At 41.9% G+C, this 24,553-nt stretch carries 19 protein-coding genes and 2 pseudogenes; 9 read left to right on the plus strand and 12 right to left on the minus strand.

What is annotated here, in order from left to right; genetic code table 11:
- Positions 1–125 precede the first annotated feature (125 nt).
- Positions 126–344 (plus strand): annotated as a pseudogene (locus tag IQ244_RS29995) (magnesium-protoporphyrin IX monomethyl ester cyclase); the annotation flags it as partial.
- Between the two features lie 60 nt (positions 345–404).
- On the plus strand, positions 405–593 hold the full coding sequence (locus IQ244_RS30000) for a hypothetical protein (protein WP_193900348.1): 189 nt from the start codon (positions 405–407) through the stop codon (positions 591–593).
- A gap of 32 nt (positions 594–625) precedes the next feature.
- Here the strand turns inward: IQ244_RS30000 and hetL are convergent, their stop codons facing one another.
- From hetL to IQ244_RS30030, 6 genes and pseudogenes are all read right to left on the minus strand, one after another.
- Positions 626–1,339, minus strand: coding sequence for a heterocyst differentiation pentapeptide repeat protein HetL (hetL, locus tag IQ244_RS30005; protein WP_193900331.1), 714 nt, complete (start codon positions 1,337–1,339; stop codon positions 626–628).
- A 141-nt stretch (positions 1,340–1,480) separates the two neighbouring features.
- Positions 1,481–2,574, minus strand: a pseudogene (locus IQ244_RS30010) (NAD(P)H-dependent flavin oxidoreductase).
- A 128-nt stretch (positions 2,575–2,702) separates the two neighbouring features.
- Positions 2,703–3,575: a 6-carboxytetrahydropterin synthase gene (locus IQ244_RS30015; protein ID WP_193900332.1), complete on the minus strand. Its 873-nt coding sequence runs from the start codon at positions 3,573–3,575 to the stop codon at positions 2,703–2,705.
- A 280-nt stretch (positions 3,576–3,855) separates the two neighbouring features.
- On the minus strand, positions 3,856–4,548 hold the full coding sequence (locus IQ244_RS30020) for a J domain-containing protein (protein WP_193900333.1): 693 nt from the start codon (positions 4,546–4,548) through the stop codon (positions 3,856–3,858).
- 15 nt (positions 4,549–4,563) lie between these two features.
- Positions 4,564–5,526 carry a cysteine synthase A gene (gene cysK / locus IQ244_RS30025; protein WP_193900334.1) on the minus strand — a complete coding sequence of 321 codons (963 nt, stop codon included), beginning with the start codon at positions 5,524–5,526 and terminating at the stop codon, positions 4,564–4,566.
- 117 nt (positions 5,527–5,643) lie between these two features.
- Complete coding sequence (locus tag IQ244_RS30030; RefSeq protein WP_193900335.1) at positions 5,644–6,081, minus strand: RrF2 family transcriptional regulator; 438 nt, start codon at positions 6,079–6,081, stop codon at positions 5,644–5,646.
- 414 nt (positions 6,082–6,495) lie between these two features.
- Between IQ244_RS30030 and IQ244_RS30035 the strand changes: the two genes are divergently transcribed.
- Positions 6,496–7,041, plus strand: a complete 546-nt coding sequence (locus IQ244_RS30035) for a cytochrome C (protein ID WP_193900336.1) — start codon at positions 6,496–6,498, stop codon at positions 7,039–7,041.
- A 174-nt stretch (positions 7,042–7,215) separates the two neighbouring features.
- Here the strand turns inward: IQ244_RS30035 and IQ244_RS30040 are convergent, their stop codons facing one another.
- On the minus strand, positions 7,216–10,149 hold the full coding sequence (locus tag IQ244_RS30040) for a tetratricopeptide repeat protein (protein ID WP_322746128.1): 2,934 nt from the start codon (positions 10,147–10,149) through the stop codon (positions 7,216–7,218).
- A 1,020-nt stretch (positions 10,150–11,169) separates the two neighbouring features.
- Between IQ244_RS30040 and IQ244_RS33110 the strand changes: the two genes are divergently transcribed.
- The 3 genes from IQ244_RS33110 (at position 11,170) to IQ244_RS30050 (ending at position 15,723) form a co-directional block, all read left to right on the plus strand.
- A complete protein-coding gene (locus IQ244_RS33110; protein WP_265578962.1) occupies positions 11,170–11,295 on the plus strand; it encodes a hypothetical protein in 126 nt (41 codons plus the stop codon).
- Between the two features lie 344 nt (positions 11,296–11,639).
- The gene (gene secA / locus IQ244_RS30045; protein ID WP_193900337.1) at positions 11,640–14,435 is read left to right on the plus strand and encodes a preprotein translocase subunit SecA; all 2,796 of its coding nucleotides are present in this window, start codon (positions 11,640–11,642) and stop codon (positions 14,433–14,435) included.
- Between the two features lie 196 nt (positions 14,436–14,631).
- Positions 14,632–15,723 carry a DNA polymerase beta superfamily protein gene (locus IQ244_RS30050; protein WP_193900338.1) on the plus strand — a complete coding sequence of 364 codons (1,092 nt, stop codon included), beginning with the start codon at positions 14,632–14,634 and terminating at the stop codon, positions 15,721–15,723.
- Positions 15,724–15,792: 69 nt separating this feature from the next.
- Here IQ244_RS30050 and IQ244_RS30055 read toward each other — a convergent pair whose 3' ends face one another.
- The 3 genes from IQ244_RS30055 to IQ244_RS30065 all read right to left on the minus strand — a co-directional run bounded on the left by IQ244_RS30055 (position 15,793) and on the right by IQ244_RS30065 (position 18,120).
- Positions 15,793–16,080 carry a hypothetical protein gene (locus IQ244_RS30055; RefSeq protein ID WP_193900339.1) on the minus strand — a complete coding sequence of 96 codons (288 nt, stop codon included), beginning with the start codon at positions 16,078–16,080 and terminating at the stop codon, positions 15,793–15,795.
- Between the two features lie 67 nt (positions 16,081–16,147).
- The gene (bchI, locus tag IQ244_RS30060) at positions 16,148–17,272 is read right to left on the minus strand and encodes a magnesium chelatase ATPase subunit I (RefSeq protein WP_193900340.1); all 1,125 of its coding nucleotides are present in this window, start codon (positions 17,270–17,272) and stop codon (positions 16,148–16,150) included.
- Between the two features lie 113 nt (positions 17,273–17,385).
- On the minus strand, positions 17,386–18,120 hold the full coding sequence (locus tag IQ244_RS30065; protein WP_193900341.1) for a Uma2 family endonuclease: 735 nt from the start codon (positions 18,118–18,120) through the stop codon (positions 17,386–17,388).
- A 104-nt stretch (positions 18,121–18,224) separates the two neighbouring features.
- On the opposite strand from IQ244_RS30065, the gene miaB reads away from it, so the two are divergent.
- Positions 18,225–19,589, plus strand: a complete 1,365-nt coding sequence (gene miaB / locus IQ244_RS30070) for a tRNA (N6-isopentenyl adenosine(37)-C2)-methylthiotransferase MiaB (protein ID WP_193900342.1) — start codon at positions 18,225–18,227, stop codon at positions 19,587–19,589.
- Positions 19,590–19,736: 147 nt separating this feature from the next.
- On the opposite strand, the gene bchB is transcribed toward miaB, so the two are convergent.
- Complete coding sequence (gene bchB / locus IQ244_RS30075; protein ID WP_193900343.1) at positions 19,737–21,263, minus strand: ferredoxin:protochlorophyllide reductase (ATP-dependent) subunit B; 1,527 nt, start codon at positions 21,261–21,263, stop codon at positions 19,737–19,739.
- A gap of 404 nt (positions 21,264–21,667) precedes the next feature.
- On the opposite strand from bchB, the gene IQ244_RS30080 reads away from it, so the two are divergent.
- Positions 21,668–21,892: a DUF433 domain-containing protein gene (locus IQ244_RS30080; RefSeq protein WP_193900347.1), complete on the plus strand. Its 225-nt coding sequence runs from the start codon at positions 21,668–21,670 to the stop codon at positions 21,890–21,892.
- Positions 21,889–22,224 (plus strand): DUF5615 family PIN-like protein, encoded by a 336-nt coding sequence (locus IQ244_RS30085; RefSeq protein WP_193900344.1) that lies wholly within the window; start codon positions 21,889–21,891, stop codon positions 22,222–22,224. The genes IQ244_RS30080 and IQ244_RS30085 overlap by 4 nt, the downstream gene beginning before the upstream one ends.
- 112 nt (positions 22,225–22,336) lie before the next feature.
- Here the strand turns inward: IQ244_RS30085 and IQ244_RS30090 are convergent, their stop codons facing one another.
- A complete protein-coding gene (locus IQ244_RS30090; protein ID WP_193900345.1) occupies positions 22,337–24,316 on the minus strand; it encodes a primary-amine oxidase in 1,980 nt (659 codons plus the stop codon).
- Positions 24,317–24,553: the final 237 nt, after the last annotated feature.

Here is a 24,553-nt window from a genome sequence, read left to right on the forward strand (position 1 = left end):
CGAAACCGATCTCCACAGAAGAGTCTATTACCCCTATACAGTTCATTCTCAATAAGCACCTCATTTTTTCCAGGGGTCTGTACCTCCCAAACCATTCCCTGTCCGGGTTTAGGGGCGATTGTCGCCCCTTGAAGTTAAATACTGAACATCCCCAGTTTTTCCCTCGGTTACAAAGCTGTGCAGATTACAACTTGCAAATTTCCGAGATTGAGCGCGGTTCTCAGCCAAAATTTATCAAGCTAATGCGTAAACTACCTTTAATCACAGCGATTATTTGGAATTTAATCCTCCTTTATCTCATTAAACCCATTGATGCTGAGGCTTTGCGAGAAATCGTACGTTAGTTTTGGGAAAATTTGCAGCTGATAAACTATGAGCAGTAGCAACAAACGCCAATAGTTTATATGTCCGATTCTGTACAATATGTGACAAATCAAGATGGAGAAAGAGTTGGTGTGTTATTAGATTTAGCAACGTACCAACAACTGACAAACTCATCACTAGCAGATAATGAACCGTTCGCAGTTAATTCGCGTGTAGAAAATGTGGGTGAAGCTAGGGGAACATCCACCCAAGATTTTTTAATTTATTGACTAACTTAAACTGTGGAGCGATCGCACATAATTTAATCATGAACAGTACCATCAGGCATGATCGCTCCTTGAAAATTGGTATTGGTGAGAATAGCCCCCGTTAAGTCTGCGCCTTGAAGATTGGCTTTTCGCAGAATTGCACTATCGAGATTAGCATAACTCAAGTCTGCACCTTGTAAACTAGCCCCGCTTAAATCTGCGGCTAAGTTACCCCACTGTATTGTCTTACTTAAATTAGCTCGGCACAATTTGGCTTGATCTAAATTAGCATGATGTAAAGAAACGGCTCTAAGGTCAGCGTAACTTAAATCTGCTCCAGTCAAAACCGCATATCCCAAATCTGTGCGCTGGTTAGAACTAGGGCGTAAGTCTACTTGAAACAGCAGCGAACGAGATAAATTTGCCCCATGCAAATTAGCACCACACATACTAGATTTAATTAAGTTTGTTTCTTCTAAACGGGTTTTGACTAGTTTTGCACCTGTTAAATCTGCTTCTCGCAGCACAGCACGATATAAATCTGCTTCACTTAAATCTATGCCCCAAAGAATCGATTCACTCAAGTCTGCTTCTCGTAAACAAGCTTGGCTGAGATTCGTTTTACCCAGTCGTGTTTGACGCAAATCAGCATAGCTAAAATCGGCACCTATCAGGTTGGCGCTGGTTAATTCTGCTTCTTGCAAATTCAGTTTTTGGAAGTTTCTTTTACCAGCAGCATAAGATTTGAGAATGTCATTTATATTCATAAATTAACGTTAAAAATTTCAATTTTTAGGAATTACTTTAAAATTCATTGTAGTTAAGCATGGTGTTAAAACGGTAATTTTTAGCTTCCCTAGCATTAGCGACAATGCGGATTTGGCAAGCAATTCACCATGCTGTTGATACTAGACCTTAGCCGTCAAATCTGCCATTAATTCTGCAACAGATATGATATATTCAGGATGACTAATATTAGCGCCTGAAAAAATTAGACCATGTTCTACATCACCACGGGCAGCTTGAGCTAGAGCATTTAGCAAGCAATAGGTTTTGCCTTGATCTCGAAATAGAAAAGTGTCTAAACAGTTGGCAATACATCGCCGTTTTTGTGATGAATCTGTCATAATTTGCTCGGCGAAGACATTGCGTAAAGCACGACTGGGTTTGCCAACGGGGCTGGGTACAGTGACAATATCTGCTAAATTTGCTTGCAAATGCCGTTCTTTATAATGCTGATTGGCATCATATTCAATTGTAGTGATAAAGCGAGTACCAATTTGCACGCCATCTGCCCCAATTGCTAACATTTGATCAATATCGTGGCGATCGCTAATTCCCCTGTGACAATTAAAGGTATGCTCACATCCATTGTCTCGGTTAAATAATCCCGAATTTGGGAAATCACCCAGCCAATGGAAAATCCTGGAACGTTTATCTGTTCACACTGGGTAAAATGTCCCCCCACCTTTTGACAGTTTTCGATAATTAAAGCGTCAGGTAGACGATTATATCGGCTTTTCCAAGTCTGACAAAGAAACTGTGCCGCCTCAACATTAGCGATTATCGGTACAAGGGCAACATCAGGAAAATCAACAGTATATTCTGGTAAAGTTAAAGGCAATCCTGCCCCGGTAATCATTAAATTTGCGCCTTCGGCTGCGGCTGTTGTCGCTAATTTGGCGTAATCTTTTGTACCTACAAGAATATTCACCCCAATCACACCATCTGGGCTGATACTCTTGGCTTTAGACAATTCATCAATTAAAGCGAGTCGATTAGCCGCAAAAAAACTACTCGGTTTGCGTGGATTAAAGTAGGGAGAATCTAAACCAAGTCCCAGAGAGGCAATCATCCCGACACCGCCAGCATTGGCAACTGCGCCAGCCAGTTGTGCGCCAGACACCCTTACTGCCATTGCAGCTTGCACAATCGGATAACGGGCAATATGTTTACCAATTTGCAAGGGATGAAGCATCAGGGTCATTGGAGAAATACTCATTATTAACTAAATAACTGAGGAGTAATTTTATCATCTCCGTGTGACATTTCCTGAGCAGTCATCTTGTGTGTGTTTCTTTTCCACCCTGAAAAAAATTAGAGACGCTGATTTTCGCGTCTCTAAAAAAACTACAACCTAACTAAAACGGGTTGACTATCTACTTCAGTAACAGCATCTGATTCTGTATCTGTGCAGTAGATTTCGCAGGAGTTATTGGGACTTTCGATCAGTTTGATTTTGTAAAGCTTGGCTCCGAGGTTTTGGATAGGCGATCGCAGTAAATTACTAATATATAGAGCGATATTTTCCGCAGTCGGTACAACATCGGCAAAATAAGGCACATCTTTATTTAAAAAGGTGTGATCAAATAGTTCTACCACATAATCTGCGATCGCTTGATGCAATGCACCTAAATCAACAATCATCCCGGTGCGTTGATCAATTTCGCCTTTCACAGTCACTTCTAAATGATAGTTATGTCCGTGGCCATTCGTCCGAGCGCATTTACCATAAATCTCAGTATTATCTTCTAGACTGAGATCAGGATGTGCCAAACGGTGTGCGGCGCTGAAGTGAGTACTGATACTGAGGTAAGCTTCCATTGAGTTTCCCATATAATCTGCCCAAAGTTCAGGATGTTCAAATAACTGTACGCGGACTACAGGCAAGTGGGGTGCTAACCGCCGCCAGATAACCCGTGCAATATTTTCAGTGGTGGGGAGAGTTTCTTGAAATTCTGCCCAGACATCATTGAGATAAGAAAAATCTAGAACGCTGGTAACTTCGCGTTTAATTACTTGTTTGACATCAGACAAATTCAGCACCATACCATACTTATCTAGTTCCCCAGCCAGAGAAATAAATAAGACATAGTTGTGTCCATGTCCAGGAAATTTTGAGCCAGCACCAAATTTCTCAAAATTCTCAGCTTCACTCAGTTCGGGTAGCCAATAGCGATGACTAGCCGAAAATTGAGCGCGGCGATTTACGATACATTGCATGAGTACACTGGGAGAAAAATTTAAACTTTCTTAATCTTTTGCTCTTTTCAGCATAAACTAATTTCTTTGTCTGTGGTGAGAGGAATAATATCTGACTGCTGCGGGTATCTCTCAATACACCTGATTGCCTCTATTCTTCTTTGCGGCTTTGCGTGAGATAAACCCTGCCACGACTCTTCAATATGTTTCAGCTAAAAGTTGTGCTAGAAGCGATCGCAATATTCATCCTTTTCTCCTTTAGCTATAAATATCAAATTATTTGAGATATTAACTAATTGTTTTACTGATTCACTGCAACTTGAGCTTCATAGTGTAATCTTGTTGCTATGCGAAACATTTCTTGCCCTGTGTGTAGATAGCGATCGTCATAGCTCATAGGAAAGTAGGCAAATTCTTCTATACCATCTGCTACTTGATTAATGCTGTAGTAGAGATGCGCCGCAGTTCTGGCTAAACTAGGGGGATTGGGCAGCGAACGAAAGATAAATTGAGCTTGTTTAATCTCGTCTCGACAAATATCTAAATATTCTTGAAATGCTTCTAATAATTGATCATCAAAAGGATCGGCGGCTAATTGCTCAATTTGCTCTTCGAGAGAATCAAGAATTTCTTCAAGTATGCGGTTAACTGGTTGATAAATTAAACGTAGCCATTCTTCAATTTGTTCATCAACATTTTTACCAGATTTTCGATTGGCTTGGTAATGTTTTTGTGCTGATGCTGCCCTTTGTTGGCGATTTTGCGAGTCATCGTGCAATTTTTGGTCATAGTCAAGGCGATTTTGACTGTCACCCAAGACTTCATAAGCTGCGTTAATGCGGATAATTTCATCCTTATTTGCTGTTTCTTGATTGCTGTCAGGATGAAATAATTTTACCAAGCGGCGATAAGCTTGTTTAATCTCCGCTTGGCTGGCATCACGATTAATTTTGAGCGTTTCGTAGTGGTTATCAGTGTGCTTGGAGTCAACCATTAGTCTAAGTAATTGTTAGCTGACGCTGGTAGGAATTTTTGCTTCCAAGTCTTGGAACAACGGTGTACTCAAATACCTTTCGCCAAAACTGGGCTGAATCATCACAATTAAGCGTCCCTCGTTTTCGGGACGTTGGGCAATTTGAATCGCAGCACATAAGGCCGCACCGCTGGAAATTCCCGATAATAGCCCTTCTTCTCTGGCTAAACGTCGTCCATAGTCGATCGCGTCTTCATCGCTGACGGTAATTACTTCATCAATAAACTTCATCTTCAAAACTTGCGGAATAAACCCTGCACCAATCCCTTGGATTTTGTGCGCTCCTGGTTGTCCGCCCGATAAGACTGGGCTATTAGCTGGTTCAACGGCGATCGCTTGAAAACTTGGTTTACGTGCTTTGAGAACTTCTGCTACACCAGTAATCGTACCACCTGTACCCACTCCAGCGACAATCATATCTACTTGACCATCAGTATCTTCCCAGATTTCTTCTGCGGTAGTTTCTCGATGGATTTTAGCATTGGCTGGATTGCGGAATTGCTGCAACATATATGAGTATGGTGTGGTATTCACGATTTCCTGAGCGCGGCGAATTGCACCACCCATACCTTCAATTCCGGGGGTGAGTTCTAATTCTGCCCCATAAGCCCGCAACATTGCCCGTCGTTCCCCACTCATGGTATCGGGCATAGTCAAAATTAATCGATAACCCTTAGCGGCTGCTACCATTGCCAAGGCAATTCCCGTATTACCCGATGTTGGTTCTACTAATACCGTCTTTCCCGGAGCAATCAACCCCTCCGCTTCGGCGGCATTAATCATACTAATCCCAATTCGGTCTTTTACTGATGCCGATGGGTTCATACTTTCCAACTTTACTAATATTTGCGCTACACATCCCTCGGCTTGGGGGATGCGATTCAATTGCACTAAGGGTGTACGACCAATAATTTCTGTGATGTTACGAGCAATCCGCATAATATTCCTTGGTTATTAGTCAAAAGTCAATAGTCCATAGTCAATAGCATGAGATAAAAAGCAGAGTAGCAGGAGTCAATGACTAATGACCATTGATTAATGACCATTGACTAATAACTAAATGTAATACATGATGTCCAACTGCTTGCGGGCATCTCTTTTTTCGCAAAGATTCTGTATTGTGTAATTTTGCAAAACAGAATTTGCGGCGAGACAAGCCTCTTGCCAGATTTCATCAACAACAGCACTATCGACGCTTTTGAGACTGGCGGTTTCTTCGCCCACTCGCACATCTAGGCCTTCTAAACATTCTAAAACTTCATATATTGTAATTTTCCACGGTTCTTTCGACAAAAAATAGCCACCTTTAGAGCCGCGTTGACTTTTGATGATCCCTCCACGTCTCAAAGTTGCTAGTAGTTGTTCTAAATAGCGATCGGGTATGTTTTGTTGAGTAGCGATTTGCCGAATTTGCATCGGTTCGCCGCTTTCGTAATGAGTCGCCATTTCTATCAGGGCTAGAATTGCGTACTCTGATTTACACGATAGTTCCACAGGCGTTAATTAAGGCTGAAGTATGAAGTATGAAGTATGAAATATATAAGACTTACACAATAAGACGAAAAATCAAGGGTTTGGGGGAGGGTGAAGGAGTATATGGGGTTAGGGCGTAGGTGTTCAAAACCCTTACATCCCTATACCATCAAACCCTGACATCCAGTCTCCACAGACCATCTTTGTGCGTAAGTCCTAATAAACACTTCACACTTCTTTTAGTATACTCCGGTTAATTGCTGGGGTTTTTGGATTACCGCTAGTAACCTTGAATGAGAGATGATGAGATTTGCGGTGCGATCGCCATCCCGAACAGCTAAAATACTTACGCAAAAATCGCAACATCGGCAACGCAGTATAAGTCTAAATAACTTAGTTACAAGCTCCACATACAAGTATCTAGGAATGTGAGGAATGTCAAATCTTGTCAAACGCCAATCTCGTCAACTCAAACAACGCCGCCCTTTCGGTTTAGTGTTGATAATTTTGGCTTGGAGTCTGGTTATGGGTTGGCTATTTACTTCCGCAACCAGTGTTTACAGTGCTACTCCTACCGCCGAAGTTGGCACAGTTGATGTTATCCCAGCTCAATATCAGCTAGGACAAGAATTATATATAGAAAATTGTGCTAAATGCCATATTCCTCTCCCGCCACAAGTTTTACCCACCCAAACCTGGAAAAATCTTCTAGAAGACACCCAGCACTACGGCGTTCGACTTCAGCCGTTAGTCGATCCAGCCCGAATTCTGGTGTGGCGCTACCTGGTTAATTTTTCCCGCACCCAACGCCAAGACGAAGAAACACCCTATCGCGTCGATAAATCTCGTTTATTCAAAGCTTTGCACCCAAAAGTTGATTTACCGCGCCCAGTACAAATTAATAGCTGTGTTAGCTGTCATCCTGGCGCAGAACAATATAATTTTCGTCGCCTTTCTCCAGAAGCGGAAAATACTAATTGAAGCTAAATAACGCGATGTGCGACTTATTTTGGAAACCCCTCTCCAAACCTCTCCCCGCAACGGAGAGAGGCTTTGATTCTTGCTCCCCTTCCTTGTAGGGAAGGGGTTGGGGGTTAGGTTTGAGATAAAGTTGCACACGGAGTTGGGGATATCTAAACCACACTAGTTTCTCGCCTACTTGTCACGCAACGGAGTCCAGTTACCAGAAGGAACAAACGCCGCCCAAAAATATGGATGCTCATGTTCCTTCAGCAAATCTAACTGTGCAGTGCGTAAAGCTTCATGTCTACCTTTACCTGCTTGCAAATTCTGGTAATACTTCACCATTAAATCCTTCGTCGCCGCATCATCCACTTGCCATAGACTTAAAACTTGACTTTGTGAACCAGCAATTAGCAACGCCCGACGCAAACCATAAACACCATCACCAACCTTGATATCGCCCTTACCAGTATCACAAGCCGACAACACAACTAATTGATTAGAATTCAAATTTAAACCAGCAATTTCCAATGCCGTCAACACACCATCATCATTATTATTCGTGGCTTGTTGGCGTTTATTAAACCCAGCCAATGCTAAACCAGAACGTAACAAAGGATTTTCCACTTCTAAAATCTTCGGTTGGCGTGGTGTTAATTCTAAATCTCGTGATGCGTTGAGATTTTGTTCAATATCAGCGATGAAGAAACCGTGAGTAGCTAGGTGTAAAATACTGGGGCTTTGTAGTTGTTTAACTGCGGTTTCCGTCGCATCTTTACCTAACAGTAACTTGGCATTGGGTAAAACCTTTTTAATTGCTAAAGCTTCATCTTTAGTATTAGCTAACGGGTCAAATATCAAGTTTGCCAAATCACCAGAACGCCGATTTTGCAGACCGCGTGAACCAGATGTTTTTGCAGAAGCAACAGTTTGTTTTTGGTTGTCGTAGTCAATATCTGCCAACACCACAGGTGCAGAACCGTTGCTAACATTTGACCCAAAGCGTAACAAATCTCGCCCAGTGGTGAGATAAGAAAAAGCGTAACGCTGAATCAGAAATTTATCTTGCTCATCTCTGAGGGCTTCAAAGGGAATTAATGTTAATTGCCCATCGGGTGAAATTAAAATATGATTCGCATCACCCAATAAAGGGCGGATGGGTGCGATTAATTTTTCATCTAAACTGCGGGCGAGTTTTTTGAATGTTCTTCCGGTGGCTAAATTTGCTCTGAAATCAATGGCTAGTTTATCAATTTCTGAGGCTTCACCCAAATCAAGCCACTTTGGTTCACCCGTTGAACGCAACACCGCAGCCGCATAACGCGGTTTACCAAACCTTTGAGCCTCTGTTTTGGCTTTGGCGTTGTATGGGTAATACTGGACAATTTCTACCAAGGCTGCATCTTTGGGTATCTTGGCTTGGATGGCGGCTAACTCTAGTGGTTGGGTTTGCTGACGAAATTCAGCACTTTTAACACTGATAACTGCTTCTAATTTTTCTCTCTCTGCTTCGAGTTTTTCTAGTTGAGCTTTCGGGTTAGCGGTTTGTTTTTCTGATTGGGAAAAGACTAAGGCTGAGAGTTGCTGTTGTACTTGCAGCCATTGAGTGAATAATTTTTGAGTTTCGGGGTTTTTGTCGAGTTTAGAGCGTAATATTTGGATACTGTCGGCTACGGCATCTAATACCAGCCCTTTGCGACGAAGTACAGTAGTTAATGCTAGAGATGCGGCGACTGGATTATTGCGAGCTTCTTGCAGGGATAGGGAAACAGTAGCGTTAGTTGTGCCTGAAAAAGTCCTAATGTAACTTTGTTTGCTTTTTTCCGAGCCAGTAGCAAAAATTAGATTGAGATTTTTTGCTTCAACATCTAACCCACGGCGTAAGAAATCGATAGCACGAGTGATATCACCTTGTGCAAGATACAGTAGTGCCAAATTATTCAAGCTAGTGGCAACATCGGGATGTTCTTTACCCAGCACCTTCTCTAAGATAGCTAGAGAGCGGATATATAAAGGTTCCGCCTGTTGATATTTTCCCTGTGTATCGTACAGTAGTGCCAAATTACTCAAGCTAATGGCAACACCGGGATGTTCTTTACTCAGCACTTTCTCTCGAATAGCCAGAGAGCGGAGTATAAAAGGTTCGGCTTGTTGATATTTTCCCTGTGCAAGATACAGTAGTGCCAAATTACCCAAGCTAGTGGCAACATCGGGATGTTCTTTACCCAGCACTTTCTCATAAATAGTTAAAGCGCGGAGATAAAGAGCTTCGGCTTGTTGATATTTACCCTGTACCCGATACAGTAAAGCCAAATTATTTAAGCTAGAGGCAATATCAGGATGTTCCTTACCCAATATCTTCTCTAAGATACTCAATGATCGAAGATACAATGACTCTGCTTGTTGATATTTCCCTTGGGAATGATAAAACCCTGCCAAATTATTTAAGCTAGTAGCAACAGAGATATGTTCTTTACCCAGTATCTTCTCAAAGATAGCTAGAGAGCGGAGATAAAGAGCTTCGGCTTGTTGATATTTACCCTGTACCCGATACAGTAAAGCCAAATTATTCAAGCTAGAGGCAATATCAGGATGTTCCTTACCCAATACCTTCTCTAGAATAGCTAAGGCACGGAGATACAGAGGTTCTGCCTGTTGATATTTCCCCTGTAACTGATTCAGTACAGCCAAATTATTTAAGCTAGTAGCAACAAAGGTATGTTCTTTACCCAGTATTTTTTCATAGATGGCTAGAGAACGGACATACAATTGTTCAGCTTGCTGATATTTCCCCTGTGCGCGATACAGTAGTGCCAAATTATTCAAGCTAGAGGCGACATCAGGATGTTCCTTACCCAATATCTTTTCTCTAATAGCCAATGTACGTTCTGCTAAAGGAAGGGCAGTAGTGTATTTTCCTTCTTTGTATAACTGTTCAACCTGTTTATTCAGTTCTTGGGCTTCCTTTAAGGCTGCTTGTTGCTCTGGTGAATATGTGGAGGTTTGCTGTTGTGCTATTCCTGTGACTGGCATAGTTAAAACTAACCCTGTTGTCATCGCACCTGCTACCATCCAAGGTGCAAGACAAATACCCGCAGCATTAATCGCGCTGAATAATTTTTTCACTCTCAACTCACAAGCTTGTATAGGTCAGTTATCAGTTAACAGTTATCAGGGTTTTAGTTGGGGATTTGACTCTTGTTGAGTATCACTTTTTAGCAGTGAGTTCGACAAATTTTAAAAACCCCACTTCCATTCCTCTCCCCTGCAAGGAGCTACGGTGTACACAGAAATATTCATGTAGTGCATTTGTCCCGCCTCGGAATGAATTCCGAGTCTCATAGTGCAAGTCATCTGAAGATGACTGAAGCAAAAATCTCTTCCAGTCCACGCTTTGTGGACTTTGGCTATGAGCCTGGAACTTTAGTTCTAGGCGGGATACGGTTTCAGACTGCAAATTTCCGACTTGTGTGTACACGGTAGCGCAGAGGGGTTGGGGGAAAGGTCAAAAAAGACTTGTTGAACTCATGTTTTATTAAAAGTGAGAGACTGTAACCCAAGGATAAATATATTGCTGATAACTGTTTACTGTTAAGTAAATCATGCCGGACTCAGCAATTTTCGCAAAACACTTGTTAAAAAACTCAAAAACTCTCTTTTTCCTTTCTGCGCCTTTGCTTACTGAGCGATGTCGAAGTATGCGCCTTTGCGCGAAACAAAACCACACCTCACAACACCCAACGCAGCAAATTTCCTGAAACTTCTACCTCAAAGGCTCAATGTTCACCCTTTGAACCTCAACGTTCGAGTAAAAAGGCTGGAACTTCACCCTCAAAGGCTCACCTTTCACCCTTTGAACCTCAACGTTCGAGCAAAAAGGCTGAAACTTCACCTTCAAAGGCTCAATGTCCACCCTTTGAGGCTCAACGTTCAAGCAAAAAGGCTGAAACTCCACCTTCAGAACTCGAATACTTGACAACATACAAAAATCTTTTGATGTTGGGTTGCAGAGATTTACTAGAGTATCGATTCACTAATCAAAAACCTAACCCCCAAGACGGCTACGGTGTACACACAAATATTTGTTGAGTGCATCTGTTCCGCCTCGGAATGAATTCCGAGTCACATAGCGCAAGTCATCTGAAGATGACTGAACCAAAAATCTCTTCCAGTCCACAAAGCGTGGACTTTAGCTATAAGCCTGGAACTAAAGTTCCAGGCGGGATGTGGTTGAACACGAAAATTTTTGACTTGGGTGTACACCGTAGCTAGGGTTACTGAATTATTGTTATGGGTGTAAAATTTATCTTCACCTACAACCTTATATCCTTACACCCAGCAACCAGATTACCAGACACGATATCATGGGGGCGATCGCTACTTCAGTATGGTCGGGGTTCACTGCTTCAGTTTCGGGCAAAATGATAGTATTAATAGAGTTTCAATATCAAACGTAAAATAAAAGCAAATCTTTTAGTAGATTTATTTGATCTACGTTTTTGAGTGAATTTTCATTTCCTACCCATCTGCAACCAAAAAGGCTGGGTTAGGTTAAATTCTTATAATCAATACCAAAGTCATATTTCCCATCCCCTTGATTTAGTTCCATAACCGCCATGTTAAAACTCTTGTTGGGCGATCCCAACGCTCGTAAGCTCAAAAAATACCAACCTTATATCACGGAAATTAATCTCTTAGAGGAAGATATTAAAGCTCTCTCTGATGATGATTTAAAAGGCAAAACAGGAGAATTCCAACAGCGACTCGCTAAAGGCGAAACGCTAGACGACATCCTACCCGAAGCCTTTGCCGTGGTGAGAGAAGCAGGACGGCGAGTCTTAGGATTGCGGCACTTTGATGTTCAGATGTTAGGTGGTATTATCCTCCACACTGGGCAAATCGCGGAAATGAAAACAGGGGAAGGTAAAACCCTGGTAGCCACCTTACCAAGTTATTTAAATGCGCTCTCAGGTAAAGGCGTACACGTTGTAACGGTGAACGATTACCTAGCTCGTCGGGACGCAGAGTGGATGGGACAGGTGCATCGCTTCTTAGGGTTGAGTGTGGGACTAATTCAGTCGACCATGAATCCCAGTGAACGCCAGAAGAACTATGAATGTGATATTACCTACGTTACCAATAGTGAAGTAGGCTTTGACTATCTGCGGGACAATATGTCCACTTCAATGGCTGATGTGGTGCAACGTCCTTTTAACTATTGTGTAATTGACGAAGTAGACTCAATTCTCATTGATGAAGCGCGGACACCGCTGATTATTTCTGGTCAAGTAGAAAGACCAACAGAAAAATACTTACAAGCAGAAGAAATTGCCCTTAGTCTCAAAAAAGAAGAACATTACGAGGTAGATGAAAAAGCCCGTAACGTTTTGTTGACAGATGAAGGTTTTGCGGAAGCAGAAGAACTTTTGGGTGTGACAGATTTATTTGACCCGGAAGATCCTTGGGCGCATTTTGTGTTTAATGCACTAAAAGCCAAAGAATTATTCTTAAAGGATGTCAACTATATTGTTCGCAATGGCGAAGTCGTCATCGTTGATGAATTTACCGGGCGGGTATTACCGGGACGGCGCTGGAGTGATGGTCTACACCAAGCCATTGAAGCAAAAGAACACGTAGAAATTCAGCCAGAAACTCAAACTCTTGCCACAATTACTTACCAAAACTTGTTCTTGTTGTATCCCAAACTAGGCGGGATGACAGGAACTGCTAAGACAGAAGAAGCTGAGTTTGAAAAAATTTACAAACTAGAAGTCAGTATAATTCCCACCAATAGAATTAGAAGACGAGAAGATTTATCAGATTTGGTGTTTAAAACAGAGGCGGGTAAATGGCAGGCGATCGCTAGAGAATGTGCCGAAATGCACGAACTTGGTCGCCCTGTATTAGTGGGAACCACTAGTGTAGAAAAATCAGAACTTCTCAGCAATCTGCTCAAACAAGCTGGTATTCCCCACGAATTGCTCAACGCCCGCCCCGAAAACGTGGAACGAGAAGCCGAAATTGTCGCTCAGGCAGGGCGTAGAGGGGCTGTTACCATTGCGACCAACATGGCTGGTAGAGGGACAGATATCATCCTCGGTGGTAACTCCGAATACATGGCGCGGTTGAAATTGCGGGAATATTTTATGCCGCGCATCGTTCAACCAGAAGACGAAGATGTCTTCGGTATTCAAAGGGCCAGCGGTAGTATGCCCACAGGACATGGTGGCGGTCAAGGCTTTACACCAGGGAAAAAAGTCAAAACTTGGAAAGCTTCACCAGAAATCTTCCCCACCCAGCTATCAAAAGAAACCGAAAAACTACTCAAAGAAGCAGTAGATTTTGCTGTGCGGGAATATGGCGATCGCAGTTTACCAGAATTAGAAGCCGAAGATAAAGTGGCTGTAGCTGCCGAAAAAGCACCCACCTCAGACCCAGTAATTCAGCGATTGCGGGAAGCTTATAATCGTGTTAAGCACGAATATGAAGAGTTTACCGACAGCGAACATAATAACGTCATCGAAATCGGTGGTTTGCACGTAATTGGTACAGAACGCCACGAATCACGGCGGATTGATAACCAGTTGCGGGGACGCGCCGGAAGACAAGGCGACCCTGGTTCCACCAGATTCTTCCTCAGTTTAGAGGATAACTTATTGCGGATTTTTGGAGGCGATCGCGTTGCTGGCTTAATGAACGCCTTCCAAGTAGAAGAAGATATGCCTATTGAGTCGGGAATGCTTACCCGCAGCTTAGAAGGCGCACAGAAAAAAGTCGAAACCTACTACTACGACATTCGGAAACAGGTATTTGAGTACGACGAGGTAATGAACAACCAACGTCGCGCCATCTACGCCGAACGCCGTCGGGTATTAGAAGGTCAAGACTTGAAAGAACAAGTCATTAAATATGCAGAAAAAACGATGGACGATATCGTTGACTATTACATTAACGCCGATCTACCTTCCGAAGAATGGGAGTTAGAAAAGCTGGTGGAGAAAGTCAAAGAATTCGTTTATCTGCTATCTGATATGCAGGCGAGTCAGTTAGAAGATATGTCTGTCACCGAGATTAAAGCATTTCTCCACGAACAGGTGAGAATTGCCTACGACATGAAAGAAGCCCAAATTGACCAAGTTCAACCAGGACTCATGCGCCAAGCCGAACGCTTCTTTATTTTGCAGCGGATTGATACCCTGTGGCGCGAACACCTCCAACAAATGGACGCTTTACGTGAATCTGTAGGTTTGCGTGGTTACGGTCAAAAAGACCCGCTAATTGAATATAAGAGCGAAGGTTATGAACTATTCCTCGATATGATGGTCAACATCCGCCGAGATGTAGTTTACTCCTTGTTCATGTTCCAACCCCAGCCTCAGCAAGTAGTGCAAACATCATCGGAGATGGTGTAGCGGATTAATTAAATATCTCACGCAGAGACGCAAAGGCACAGAGAGTTTTCTGAGTGCCTTTGCGTTTTAATTTTAGTGGGGTGTGTTGTTGCACCTTTGGAGATTTTTTAAAACAATTAACTCCATAATCTGTAACCTGTCTCCTATCCCCTGTTACCTGTTATGTGAGTTACGATAGCTATTTTAATCATTTGAGATGAAAAGAATAGAAGTCGAACAAAGAAGCATTTTGATTGGTTTAGCAGGTAGCCACGGCTATGGATTAAATCGTCCTGAGTCAGATTTAGATTTTCGGGGAGTGTTTATTGCACCTAAAAGATATTATTTGGGATTTGACAATATCGAGCAAAAAGATACTGGTTGGGATGAACCAGGGATATTTCCGTTTATTGATGGGAATAAAGATACAGTTATTTATGAGTTAAGCAAAATTCTGCAATTATTAGCAGGGGCAAATCCTAATATTTTGGAATTGTTGTGGTTGAATAAATATCCTGTATTAACTGAAGTTGGGCAATATTTAATTAAACACAGACATTTATTTTTGACTAAGAAAGTGAAGCATACTTATTCAGGTTATGCTTTTGCTCAAATTAAAAAGATGGAAACTCATCGCAAGTGGTTGTTAAATCCACCGCAAAAGAAACCAATACCCGCTGATTATGGCATAGAAAATGAAGAACCCCTCAGCAAAGATGAACTAAACGCTTTTTTAGAGTATCTTTATCTATTAATTAAAGGACGAATTGAATTTTTAGAAGAAGCAGAGCAATTATATAAATTGCTAACAGCCGATATTGATTTTAAAGGTGTATTGAAACAATATACTTTACCCAATGAAACTTTAGAGTATACCGAAAATTTAACTCATGGTCGCAAAGACTTTATTAGATTGCTGCAAAAAAGTCAAAGCTATCAAATTGCTTTGCGAGAATGGAAAGCATATTTATCTTGGCAGGAAAATCGCAATCCAGTGAGAGCCGAAATGGAAAGACAGTCTGGGTATGACCTGAAACATGGAATGCACTGTATTAGATTACTCCGCAGTGGCTTAGAAATATTGCAGCAAGGAGAAGTAATTGTCGATAGAAGAATTGCTGGTGATGTTGATGACTTAAAAGCCATTCTCCAGGGAAAATATAGTTATGAACAGGTAATGCAGATGGCAGAGGATTTAGTTGCCCAAATGGATGCTGTTTATGAAACATCAACTTTGCCTCATAAACCTGACTTAGAACAAATTAATGAGTTGTGTATAGAACTAGTAGAAATGCAAGGATGGAGTTAGTTATTTGTCATTCGTCATTTATCATTGGTTGATTAACTGTCTGCACTGTGCTATTGACCATTGACTAACTTACAGAAAATCCACCAAACCGTAGAGACTAATTGCAAGTAATAATAAGGCAATGAGCCGAGAAATTATTGCTTGGGGTGAAGGTGCGATCGCTTCTCGGACTAACATAGAAATAGCTGCTCCAATGGCATAACTTAGACATAAGAGCATATACGGTAATTCTTGTGTAACTCCCCAAATACCGAGCAGCAATAATGTCAGCACTAACATGACAAACTCGATAAAATGGGCGGGTTGATGTTGGCTAGACAAAAACAGACTGTTTAACCAAAAATGCCAAAATCTCATATTCAATAAATCAGATGAATTTCAGGGCGCAAGATGATGCGCCCCTACTTTTTACTTTCAGAGAAAATTAGCGCACACCCGTTTTAATTTGTCCTGTGCCGTTTTTCTTTGCTGAATCTTCTTCTGGTAACTCTACACCAAAAACACGAGCAAAAACTTTTTCCACTTTGTAGCCAGAATCAATTGACTCTAGCGGATCTTTCCGCAGCCTGTGACGCAAGCACAAAGTAATTACCCGTCGGATATCATCAAGGGTGACTTCGTTACGTCCTTCATAAGCTGCTAATGCTTTGGCGGCGCGGTTGGTCACAATATCACCCCGCAAACCATCCACATCTAACTCAGAACAAACTTCCGAAATTTTCACCCGCAGATCATAGTCAATTTTGACTTCTGGTAACAGAGTTTGGGCATTGACAACTTTCTGCTGGAGTGCTTCTTGCTCAGTTTGATGCTGTTGCAAAAATTCTGGCGGATTTTGGTCAAATTCCGAGCGTTGTTCGACAATTTGCACCCGCAAGGCTGGTTCTTTCACCGTGTGAATTTCGGCGTGCATTCCAAAACGGTCGAGTAACTGAGGACGCAATTCGCCTTCTTCCGGGTTCCCCGAACCAACAAGGACAAACCGCGCTGGGTGGCGGATAGAAATACCTTCCCGTTCGACAGTGTTCCAGCCACTAGCAGCGGAGTCGAGTAGTACGTCTACGAGGTGGTCATCAAGCAAGTTGACTTCATCCACGTAAAGAATGCCTCGGTTAGCTTTCGCCAGTAGTCCTGGTTCAAAGGCTTTCACACCCTCCGACAAAGCTTTCTCAATGTCGATAGTGCCACATACTCGGTCTTCTGTAGCTCCCAATGGCAGGTCTACCATTTGAACTTTCCTGTGGTCTACGGGAATATCCGCACCTTGTTGTAGTTGTTGGCGGACTTCATCGCTCATCAGGTCAGGGTCGCTGGGGTGACTATTGAAGGGGTCATTAGCAACTACAGGGATTTCTGGCAACAAATCCGCTAACGCCCGGATAGTTGTTGTCTTGCCGGTGCCGCGATCGCCCATAATCATGACACCACCGATTTTGGGGTCAATCACGTTCAAAAGCAGCGCCAGTTTCATTTCTTCCTGGCCTACAATTGCCGTAAATGGAAATACCACGCGACGCGCACTTGCCGTGGATTGAGCAGTTGGAGTCACTAAATTACCTTAACAATATTTTTTATTACAGTTCTTTATTGTGCCACAGTTGGGGGCGGGGGAAGTGGGGAATAGTTGCAAATCACTCCTCCGCCTCTGCGTTTAAAAATTGCCTAGTCAGGGTCTATTCCTAACGCTCTCAATTGTGCAGCTAATTGTTCAGCCCTTAGTTCCGCAGTTTGGGCGCGTTCTTCCGCAACTAAGGCGCGTTGTTCAGCAGCTTGAGCGCGTTCTGCACCTGTGAGCAAGATATTGCCGTCGTGATCACACAAACGTAGCCAAATATCTTGTTTACCTTCAAAAACCCCTTCCCAAAGAGTCAACCCTAAACAAACTTCTGCTAACCAAGAGGTTTCCATTCCTATATAATGCCTGACTGTTAGCTGATAAGTATGCAGTATGCAGTCTCCCAAAAGTTGCAATGGGTCAAAAACAGCGTAATAACCTACTCCCATACGAGCATAATCCTGCAACTTACTACTGAGTTCATTACCTTCGCGGTTAGAGACAATTTCAATTACCACATCAGGCGCTTTGCCAAACTCCCAGGTAAAATAAGTCCGATTCTTTTTTTCCCGCCAGTCATCTGGCATGGTAACATCCAAGCTCAAGAATACATCTGGGACTAACGGTGGTAAACCAATACTATAGAAAACTCCGACATTAGCAGCTACAATAAATCTTTCGGAACCTGTGGGATTATTCCAAGAAGTGTATAAAACTTCTGTTAACAAACGCTGTTGTTTTTCCGAACGAAAATTATCCACAGGGGTATCGTCTTCAATAACAATGTGGCTGATGTTTGGCGCAGGAGCTAGGTTATCGGATGATACAGCTTCTTGAACCATAATAAAGCGATCGCCTCCTCCATCAGTTAGCCTTTTCTATACTTTATATAGAATAGAAACAGAACCCAAGCATATTTAACATCACGCTAATTAAGCATATTCCCATGACCACTTCTAAACGCCGCTATCACATTACTACCTTCGGTTGTCAAATGAATAAAGCCGACTCAGAACGTATGGCTGGCATTTTAGAAGACATGGGTTTTGAGTTTTCTGAAGATCCGAATAATGCAGATGTAATTCTCTACAATACCTGCACAATTCGGGATAATGCCGAGCAAAAAGTCTATTCTTACCTCGGTAGACAAGCCAAGCGCAAACACGAACACCCAGATTTAACTTTGGTTGTGGCTGGTTGCGTCGCCCAACAAGAAGGTGAAGCACTATTGCGCCGCGTCCCGGAATTAGATTTGGTCATGGGGCCACAACACGCCAACCGCCTGAAAGATTTGCTGGAATCAGTCTTTGAAGGCAATCAGGTTGTCGCCACTGAAGCAGTCCACATTATGGAAGATATCACCCAACCGCGACGAGATAGCAAAGTTACGGCGTGGGTGAATGTGATTTATGGCTGTAATGAACGCTGCACTTACTGCGTGGTTCCTAACGTGCGCGGTGTGGAACAGTCCCGCACACCTGAAGCCATTCGTGCGGAAATGCTAGAACTCGGCCGACAAGGTTATAAGGAAATAACTTTGCTAGGTCAAAATATTGACGCTTACGGTAGAGATTTACCCGGTGTCACACCAGAAGGACGACATCTGCACACCTTCACAGATTTGCTGTATTACGTCCATGATGTACCAGGAGTGGAACGCTTAAGATTTGCTACTAGCCACCCCCGTTATTTCACGGAAAGATTAATTAAAGCTTGTGCAGAATTGCCTAAAGTGTGCGAACACTTTCATATTCCCTTTCAATCTGGGGATAACGAACTCTTAAAAGCAATGTCACGGGGTTATACCCATGAAAAATATCGCCGAATTATTGATACAGTTCGTAAATATATGCCAGATGCGTCAATTAGTGGCGATGCAATTGTTGGTTTCCCTGGGGAAACAGAAGCACAGTTTGAAAACACTTTGAAACTTGTTGAAGATATTGGTTTTGACTTGTTGAATACCGCCGCCTATTCACCCCGTCCAGGTACACCAGCCGCATTGTGGGAAAATCAACTGAGTGAAGAAGTAAAAAGCGATCGCCTACAAAGATTAAACCATTTAGTGAACGTCAAAGCAGCCGAGCGATCGCAGCGTTATTTCGGTCGCATCGAAGAAGTATTAGTAGAAGACCAAAACCCTAAAGATCAAACCCAAGTTATGGGACGTACAGGGGGAAATCGACTGACATTTTTTACTGGCGATATTAATCAATTAAAAGGGCAATTAGTGAAAGTGAAAATTACCGAAGTTCGCCCTTTTAGTTTGACTGGTGAACCCATAGAAGTGCGCCAAGCTTTGACAGTTTAATTACGGAATTTTGATTAGTCTGCAAAGTTGGTTATGCTCTTGAAAATTGCTATAAGCACCTGGAAAAAAGATAGTAAGAGCGGATTTACATATCACCGCTCTTACATCATTCATAAATAGGCTTCAAGCTAACAGTTAACTGTGAAACTACGCTCCGACGGATTCTTTAGCAGCGTACAGAACTTCTGCATTGATGTCTTTGAAGCCGCGATCACGGGCAAATTTTTCAGTATTTCGCTTCACTTTACCGCGCACAAATCCCGGTATTTTATTCAATTCTGCTAGACCATCTTTTGTCCAACTCAAATCAGATTCAGCAGAAATACCTTTAGTAATTACTTCTTTAGTATCGTGTCCACCAAATATTTCTAATAAATGGTCTTCCATTCCTAAAGTAAAGGAATTGTAGATTAAATCTGTGATTTGATTTGTACCTTCGTAACCCAAGAATGGTTTATAACCAATGGGGAAATTTTGGACGTGAATCGGTGCAGCAATCACACCGCAAGGAATATCTAAGCGTTTCCCAACATGGCGTTCCATTTGGGTACCGAAAATTGCAGAGGGTTCGACTCGTGCGATCGCATCCCCAATTGCGCCATGATCATCAGTAATCAGCACTTCATCGCAGTATTCACTAACTTGTTCGCGGAACCAATCAGCATCATATTTACAGTAAGTTCCCGCCCAAACTACATGAATCCCCATTTCTCGTGACAGAATTTTGGTGAGGGCGGCGGCGTGGGTGTTGTCGCCAAATACCACAGCTTTTTTACCCGTCAAATTCTGACAGTCGATGGAACGAGAAAACCAAGCAGCTTGAGAAACGTGCAAGGTTTGTTCGTTGATATATTCTTCGTAGTTAACGTTTGCGCCTTGTTCGTTAATTACCTGCTGAATCTTGCGGATACAACGGGCTGTTTCCACCACACCCATCGGCGTAATGTCTATACAAGGTGTGCCGAATTCTGCTTTGAGGTAATCGGTTGTCATTAAACCGAGTTCCCGGTAAGGGACTAAGTTAAACCAAGCTTTCGGCAGATTTTTTAATTCGTGGACGGAAGCGCCTTCGGGAATGACGGAGTTAACCTCAATTCCCAAATCTCCCATGAGTTTTTTCAGTTCGGTGCAGTCGTGGTTATGGTGAAAACCAAGGGTAGAAATACCGATAATGTTAACTGATGGTTTTTCTGTTTTGCTTGTAGGTAGTTCGCCTTTTTTACGGGCTTTCTCGATATAGTATTGAACGATTTGATGGAGAGTGCGATCGGCTGCTTGCAGTTCGTTAGCGCGATAATGGTTCACATCCGCCAAGAGGACATCGCCTTTCGCTTCAATCCGCGCCCGTTCTACAAAGTTGTGCAAATCTTCTTGGAGAATGCTAGAGGTGCAGGTGGGAGTTAACACAATCAAATCGGGGTGTTCTTCAGCATCTTTGCGGGTAATGTTATCAACCACCTTTTCTTGAGAACCACGCGCCAAAACATTGCGATCGACCACACTGGTTGTCACCGGGGTAAAATTTCGCTCCCGTGATAACATGGAGCGCATCACGTTAAAATAATCATCGCCGATTGGGGCGTGCATAATCGCATGAACGTTTTTGAACGAACTAGCGATTCGTAAAGTACCAATGTGGGCTGGGCCTGCATACATCCAGTAAGCCAATTTCACTTCTTCGTTCTCCCTTGTGAACTGAATTCAGAGGTGGACTATGATTGCGGAATTATTAGTCTTTAGATTGTCCCAAAACTTGTAGCGTTGAATAAATAGGACTATTTACTAGTTAATTGCTGTGGCGATCGCTGAAACCTTGTTGATGATTAGCGTCCAGCTTCTAATTTAAACAACATACATATTGTTTAACGAAATAATTCTTAGTCTTATGCAAATTTTGATAACAAGATTAAGTCATTAGTTAATATTTATTCATAAAAATTGAGAAAGTATTCTCAATATTTCTATAGATACACTACTTCCTGCTTTGATCAAGTGTACTGAGAAATGCGGGTTAAATAAAGTGCCAAACTATTGACATGGTAAAATATTATTTACTAGTCAAATCAGTAATTAACCCCATGAATGAACTATTGACTCGTATTACTCAAATTCCTGGTCAATGTGGGGGTTGTCCTTGCATTCGAGGTATGAGAATTAGAGTTAGTGACATTTTAGAAATGTTAGCGGAAAACATCACCGTTAGCGAAATTTTAGAAGACTTTCCCGATTTAGAACCAGAAGATATTCAAGCTTGTCTTTTGTTTGCTGCACGGCGGACTAATTTTGTGCGCTTGACAGCATGAAGCTTTGGATTGATTCACAGTTACCTCCGACATTGGCCAGTTGGGTAATAAGTAGCTTTGGTATAGAAGCTTTGTCGTTAAGAGATATTGGTTTACGCGATGCTAAAGATATAGAAATTTTTGAGGCTGCAAGAATCGCCAATGTCATTATTATGACAAAAGATAGTGATTTCGTTGATTTGGTTTGTCGGCTAGGGATACCTCCTCAAATTCTTTGGTTGACTTGTGGAAATGTGACTAATCGTAATTTGCGTCAACTTTTGACAATTATCTTGCCTGATGCGCTGCAACAATTACGTCAAGGAGAAATGATTGTGGAAATTAGCAATTGAGCGTAGTCAAGCTGGATAAAAATTTGGTGTTGCTGATTTAGAGTATGAAGTTGCTTCGCGCAAAGACGCAAATAAGTTTATACCCTACTCAGTAACACCACTTTATATATACTTACTCAGGCAAATTGATGGCAGGATTACGGCTAAAAAAACCGCGGGGAACTAACTTAAACCCAACACGGTGAACAGGCATTACAGGCCAATCTTCAGGACGAGGTACGTGTGTCATTCCCATTGTGTACCACAGTACGACATCTTCATTTGTTAATGATTCATCGTCAGAAATATATTTTGGTAAACCTTCTTTTGGTTGACTTTGGTTAGGATAATTACCACCTGCATAAAGTTCATCTGGTTTATATTTTGTTACCCAGAGATGATGGGTAGCAAATTCGGCTCGTTTACGAATTTCTGCACCTTCTGTGGGAAAAAATATTGTGTTTCCCGTTGGCATTAGCATATATGCAGTTCCCACACCGAGATTATTCTTTTTATCGGTATTGGTAATCATCCATTCGCGGTTATGCTTCATATCAACGTCTCGTACAGCCGCCGTTTCTGTTGTTAATGGAGTTTCTGCTACTGCGATCGCATTCCCTATTGGATTTTTATCACTGATTGGTACAGAATTAACATTCATTTCCATTACAGAATTTGCCTGTCCGTCTACATCCATATCTAGGCGGTAGTTAAAAAAGTGCTGATGATTCACGCCAAAAATATTTTTAGCTAATAGCCTTCCATAGGGATTATCTGAAGACTCTGTTTCTAACGCCGTCCCTTGTGCCAAGACAATTCCTGATAATTCGTTCTGTACTTCTAAAGTGCCATCTTGGTGAAAAATCCAATTAACGCTGTAATCGTAATTGTCAATTGTGGCAGTTATCGTCAAAACTAATTCCCGATTTCGACGCACATCATTACGCTGAGTATTGTATTCATAATGCTTCCAAAGAATGCCATTATCACGCTCATAAATACCAACAACTCTTGGCATTGTCACAGGTTCGCCTTGTTCGTTGGCAAATATCGCATCTAGTAAAACGCCATTTTCGGGAATGTCTTTACCTAACTCCAGGGCATTAGCTAACACACCAAAGTTATATTCACCGACATCAAAGGCATTACGAAATGACCAAGTAGGATCAGGATGACCATAAGGCACTACCATTTCTGATAGACTACCACGATATAAAACTGGGCGAATATTATCCCCATCTTGATAGTTTACCAAGTACAAGACTAAACCATCTCTTGGGTGCATTAAATAGCGGAATTTCCAACCTTGCCAGCTAATTTCATTGCCATTAATTTGGAAAGTTCTACCATGAGGCTGGAGTATTTGTAATAGTTTTGGTGGTGTTAGTAATTTACCCAAAGATTTTAGATCGTAGTTCCAGTTTTCTTTAGAGAATGGGACTGTACCTCTATCTATAACGCTGACGACTTTGCCTGTATTTAAATTGACAGTTACCAGTACACCTTCAATTGGACTACCGTAATAATTCCAGCGATCGCCTTGATAATAAGATAATCCACGAGCCAAGCGATCGCCTTTTGCTTTTTCCTGTTTATTTAAGATTCCAGGGGCCCAACAACTAACTTTGACCTGATCAAAATCTTGAATACCCCGTCTCTGCATAGCTTTTTGCCATCTTGAATCAGCTTTAGCTAGTTGACTGATTAATTGACATTCTGAATTTAGCAAAACAGGTTGAGCATTAGCTATCTCTTGCCAAGAACTGAGAGACTGCTTTTTTAAATCAACTACACCTTCATAGGTTTTGTTTTGCGATCGCTCGTATACTACTAAAAAAGCTTGGCGCTGAAATTGCTTATTTGCTGTAAAACTTAAAACTTCCTGTTTATCGGGTTCTTTTAAAGTAATAACAGGAAATACAGCCATATCGCTCAAAGTTTTTTCTTTTTTAGTAACTGCAACGGCTGTTGTAATTTCTTCCTCTGTTAATGGCGTTAATGGATGAGAAATCGGAGATTTTTGAGCAGATATTGTCTCGATCCATCCAAAAAATATAATCAGGCAGATAATTATAGTAATAGCGAAGAAAGAAAACCGTAGTCTTTTAATCATCTGTAAAGAGCTAAACAGGAACTTCTAGTTATTTATTTCCAAGGATGAGCTAGAAACCCGATAGATTTATGGTGATTAATATAATATTTTTAAAAGTATTTGAATAGCTGATACCAATTCACGAAAAACATGATAGAAATAGTTAAATCAGAAATATGAGCAGACGTTCATGGCAGGAGTCACCAAAGTAAAAATAAAAGAGTCAGCCGAGGAATTACGTGAGCGGCTGAGAAAACA

The organism is Nostoc sp. LEGE 06077 (assembly GCF_015207705.1).
GTDB lineage: Bacteria > Cyanobacteriota > Cyanobacteriia > Cyanobacteriales > Nostocaceae > Nostoc_B.

Bases quoted from the DNA above. Each gene is read 5' to 3' on its own strand.
- IQ244_RS30000 (WP_193900348.1), top strand. From the start codon at position 405: ATGTCCGATTCTGTACAATATGTGACAAATCAAGATGGAGAAAGAGTT.
- hetL (WP_193900331.1), bottom strand. From the start codon at position 1,339: ATGAATATAAATGACATTCTCAAATCTTATGCTGCTGGTAAAAGAAAC.
- IQ244_RS30015 (WP_193900332.1), bottom strand. From the start codon at position 3,575: ATGCAATGTATCGTAAATCGCCGCGCTCAATTTTCGGCTAGTCATCGC.
- IQ244_RS30020 (WP_193900333.1), bottom strand. From the start codon at position 4,548: ATGGTTGACTCCAAGCACACTGATAACCACTACGAAACGCTCAAAATT.
- cysK (WP_193900334.1), bottom strand. From the start codon at position 5,526: ATGCGGATTGCTCGTAACATCACAGAAATTATTGGTCGTACACCCTTA.
- IQ244_RS30035 (WP_193900336.1), top strand. From the start codon at position 6,496: ATGTCAAATCTTGTCAAACGCCAATCTCGTCAACTCAAACAACGCCGC.
- IQ244_RS33110 (WP_265578962.1), top strand. From the start codon at position 11,170: ATGACTGAACCAAAAATCTCTTCCAGTCCACAAAGCGTGGACTTTAGC.
- secA (WP_193900337.1), top strand. From the start codon at position 11,640: ATGTTAAAACTCTTGTTGGGCGATCCCAACGCTCGTAAGCTCAAAAAA.
- IQ244_RS30050 (WP_193900338.1), top strand. From the start codon at position 14,632: ATGAAAAGAATAGAAGTCGAACAAAGAAGCATTTTGATTGGTTTAGCA.
- IQ244_RS30055 (WP_193900339.1), bottom strand. From the start codon at position 16,080: ATGAGATTTTGGCATTTTTGGTTAAACAGTCTGTTTTTGTCTAGCCAA.
- IQ244_RS30065 (WP_193900341.1), bottom strand. From the start codon at position 18,120: ATGGTTCAAGAAGCTGTATCATCCGATAACCTAGCTCCTGCGCCAAAC.
- miaB (WP_193900342.1), top strand. From the start codon at position 18,225: ATGACCACTTCTAAACGCCGCTATCACATTACTACCTTCGGTTGTCAA.
- IQ244_RS30080 (WP_193900347.1), top strand. From the start codon at position 21,668: ATGAATGAACTATTGACTCGTATTACTCAAATTCCTGGTCAATGTGGG.
- IQ244_RS30085 (WP_193900344.1), top strand. From the start codon at position 21,889: ATGAAGCTTTGGATTGATTCACAGTTACCTCCGACATTGGCCAGTTGG.
- IQ244_RS30090 (WP_193900345.1), bottom strand. From the start codon at position 24,316: ATGATTAAAAGACTACGGTTTTCTTTCTTCGCTATTACTATAATTATC.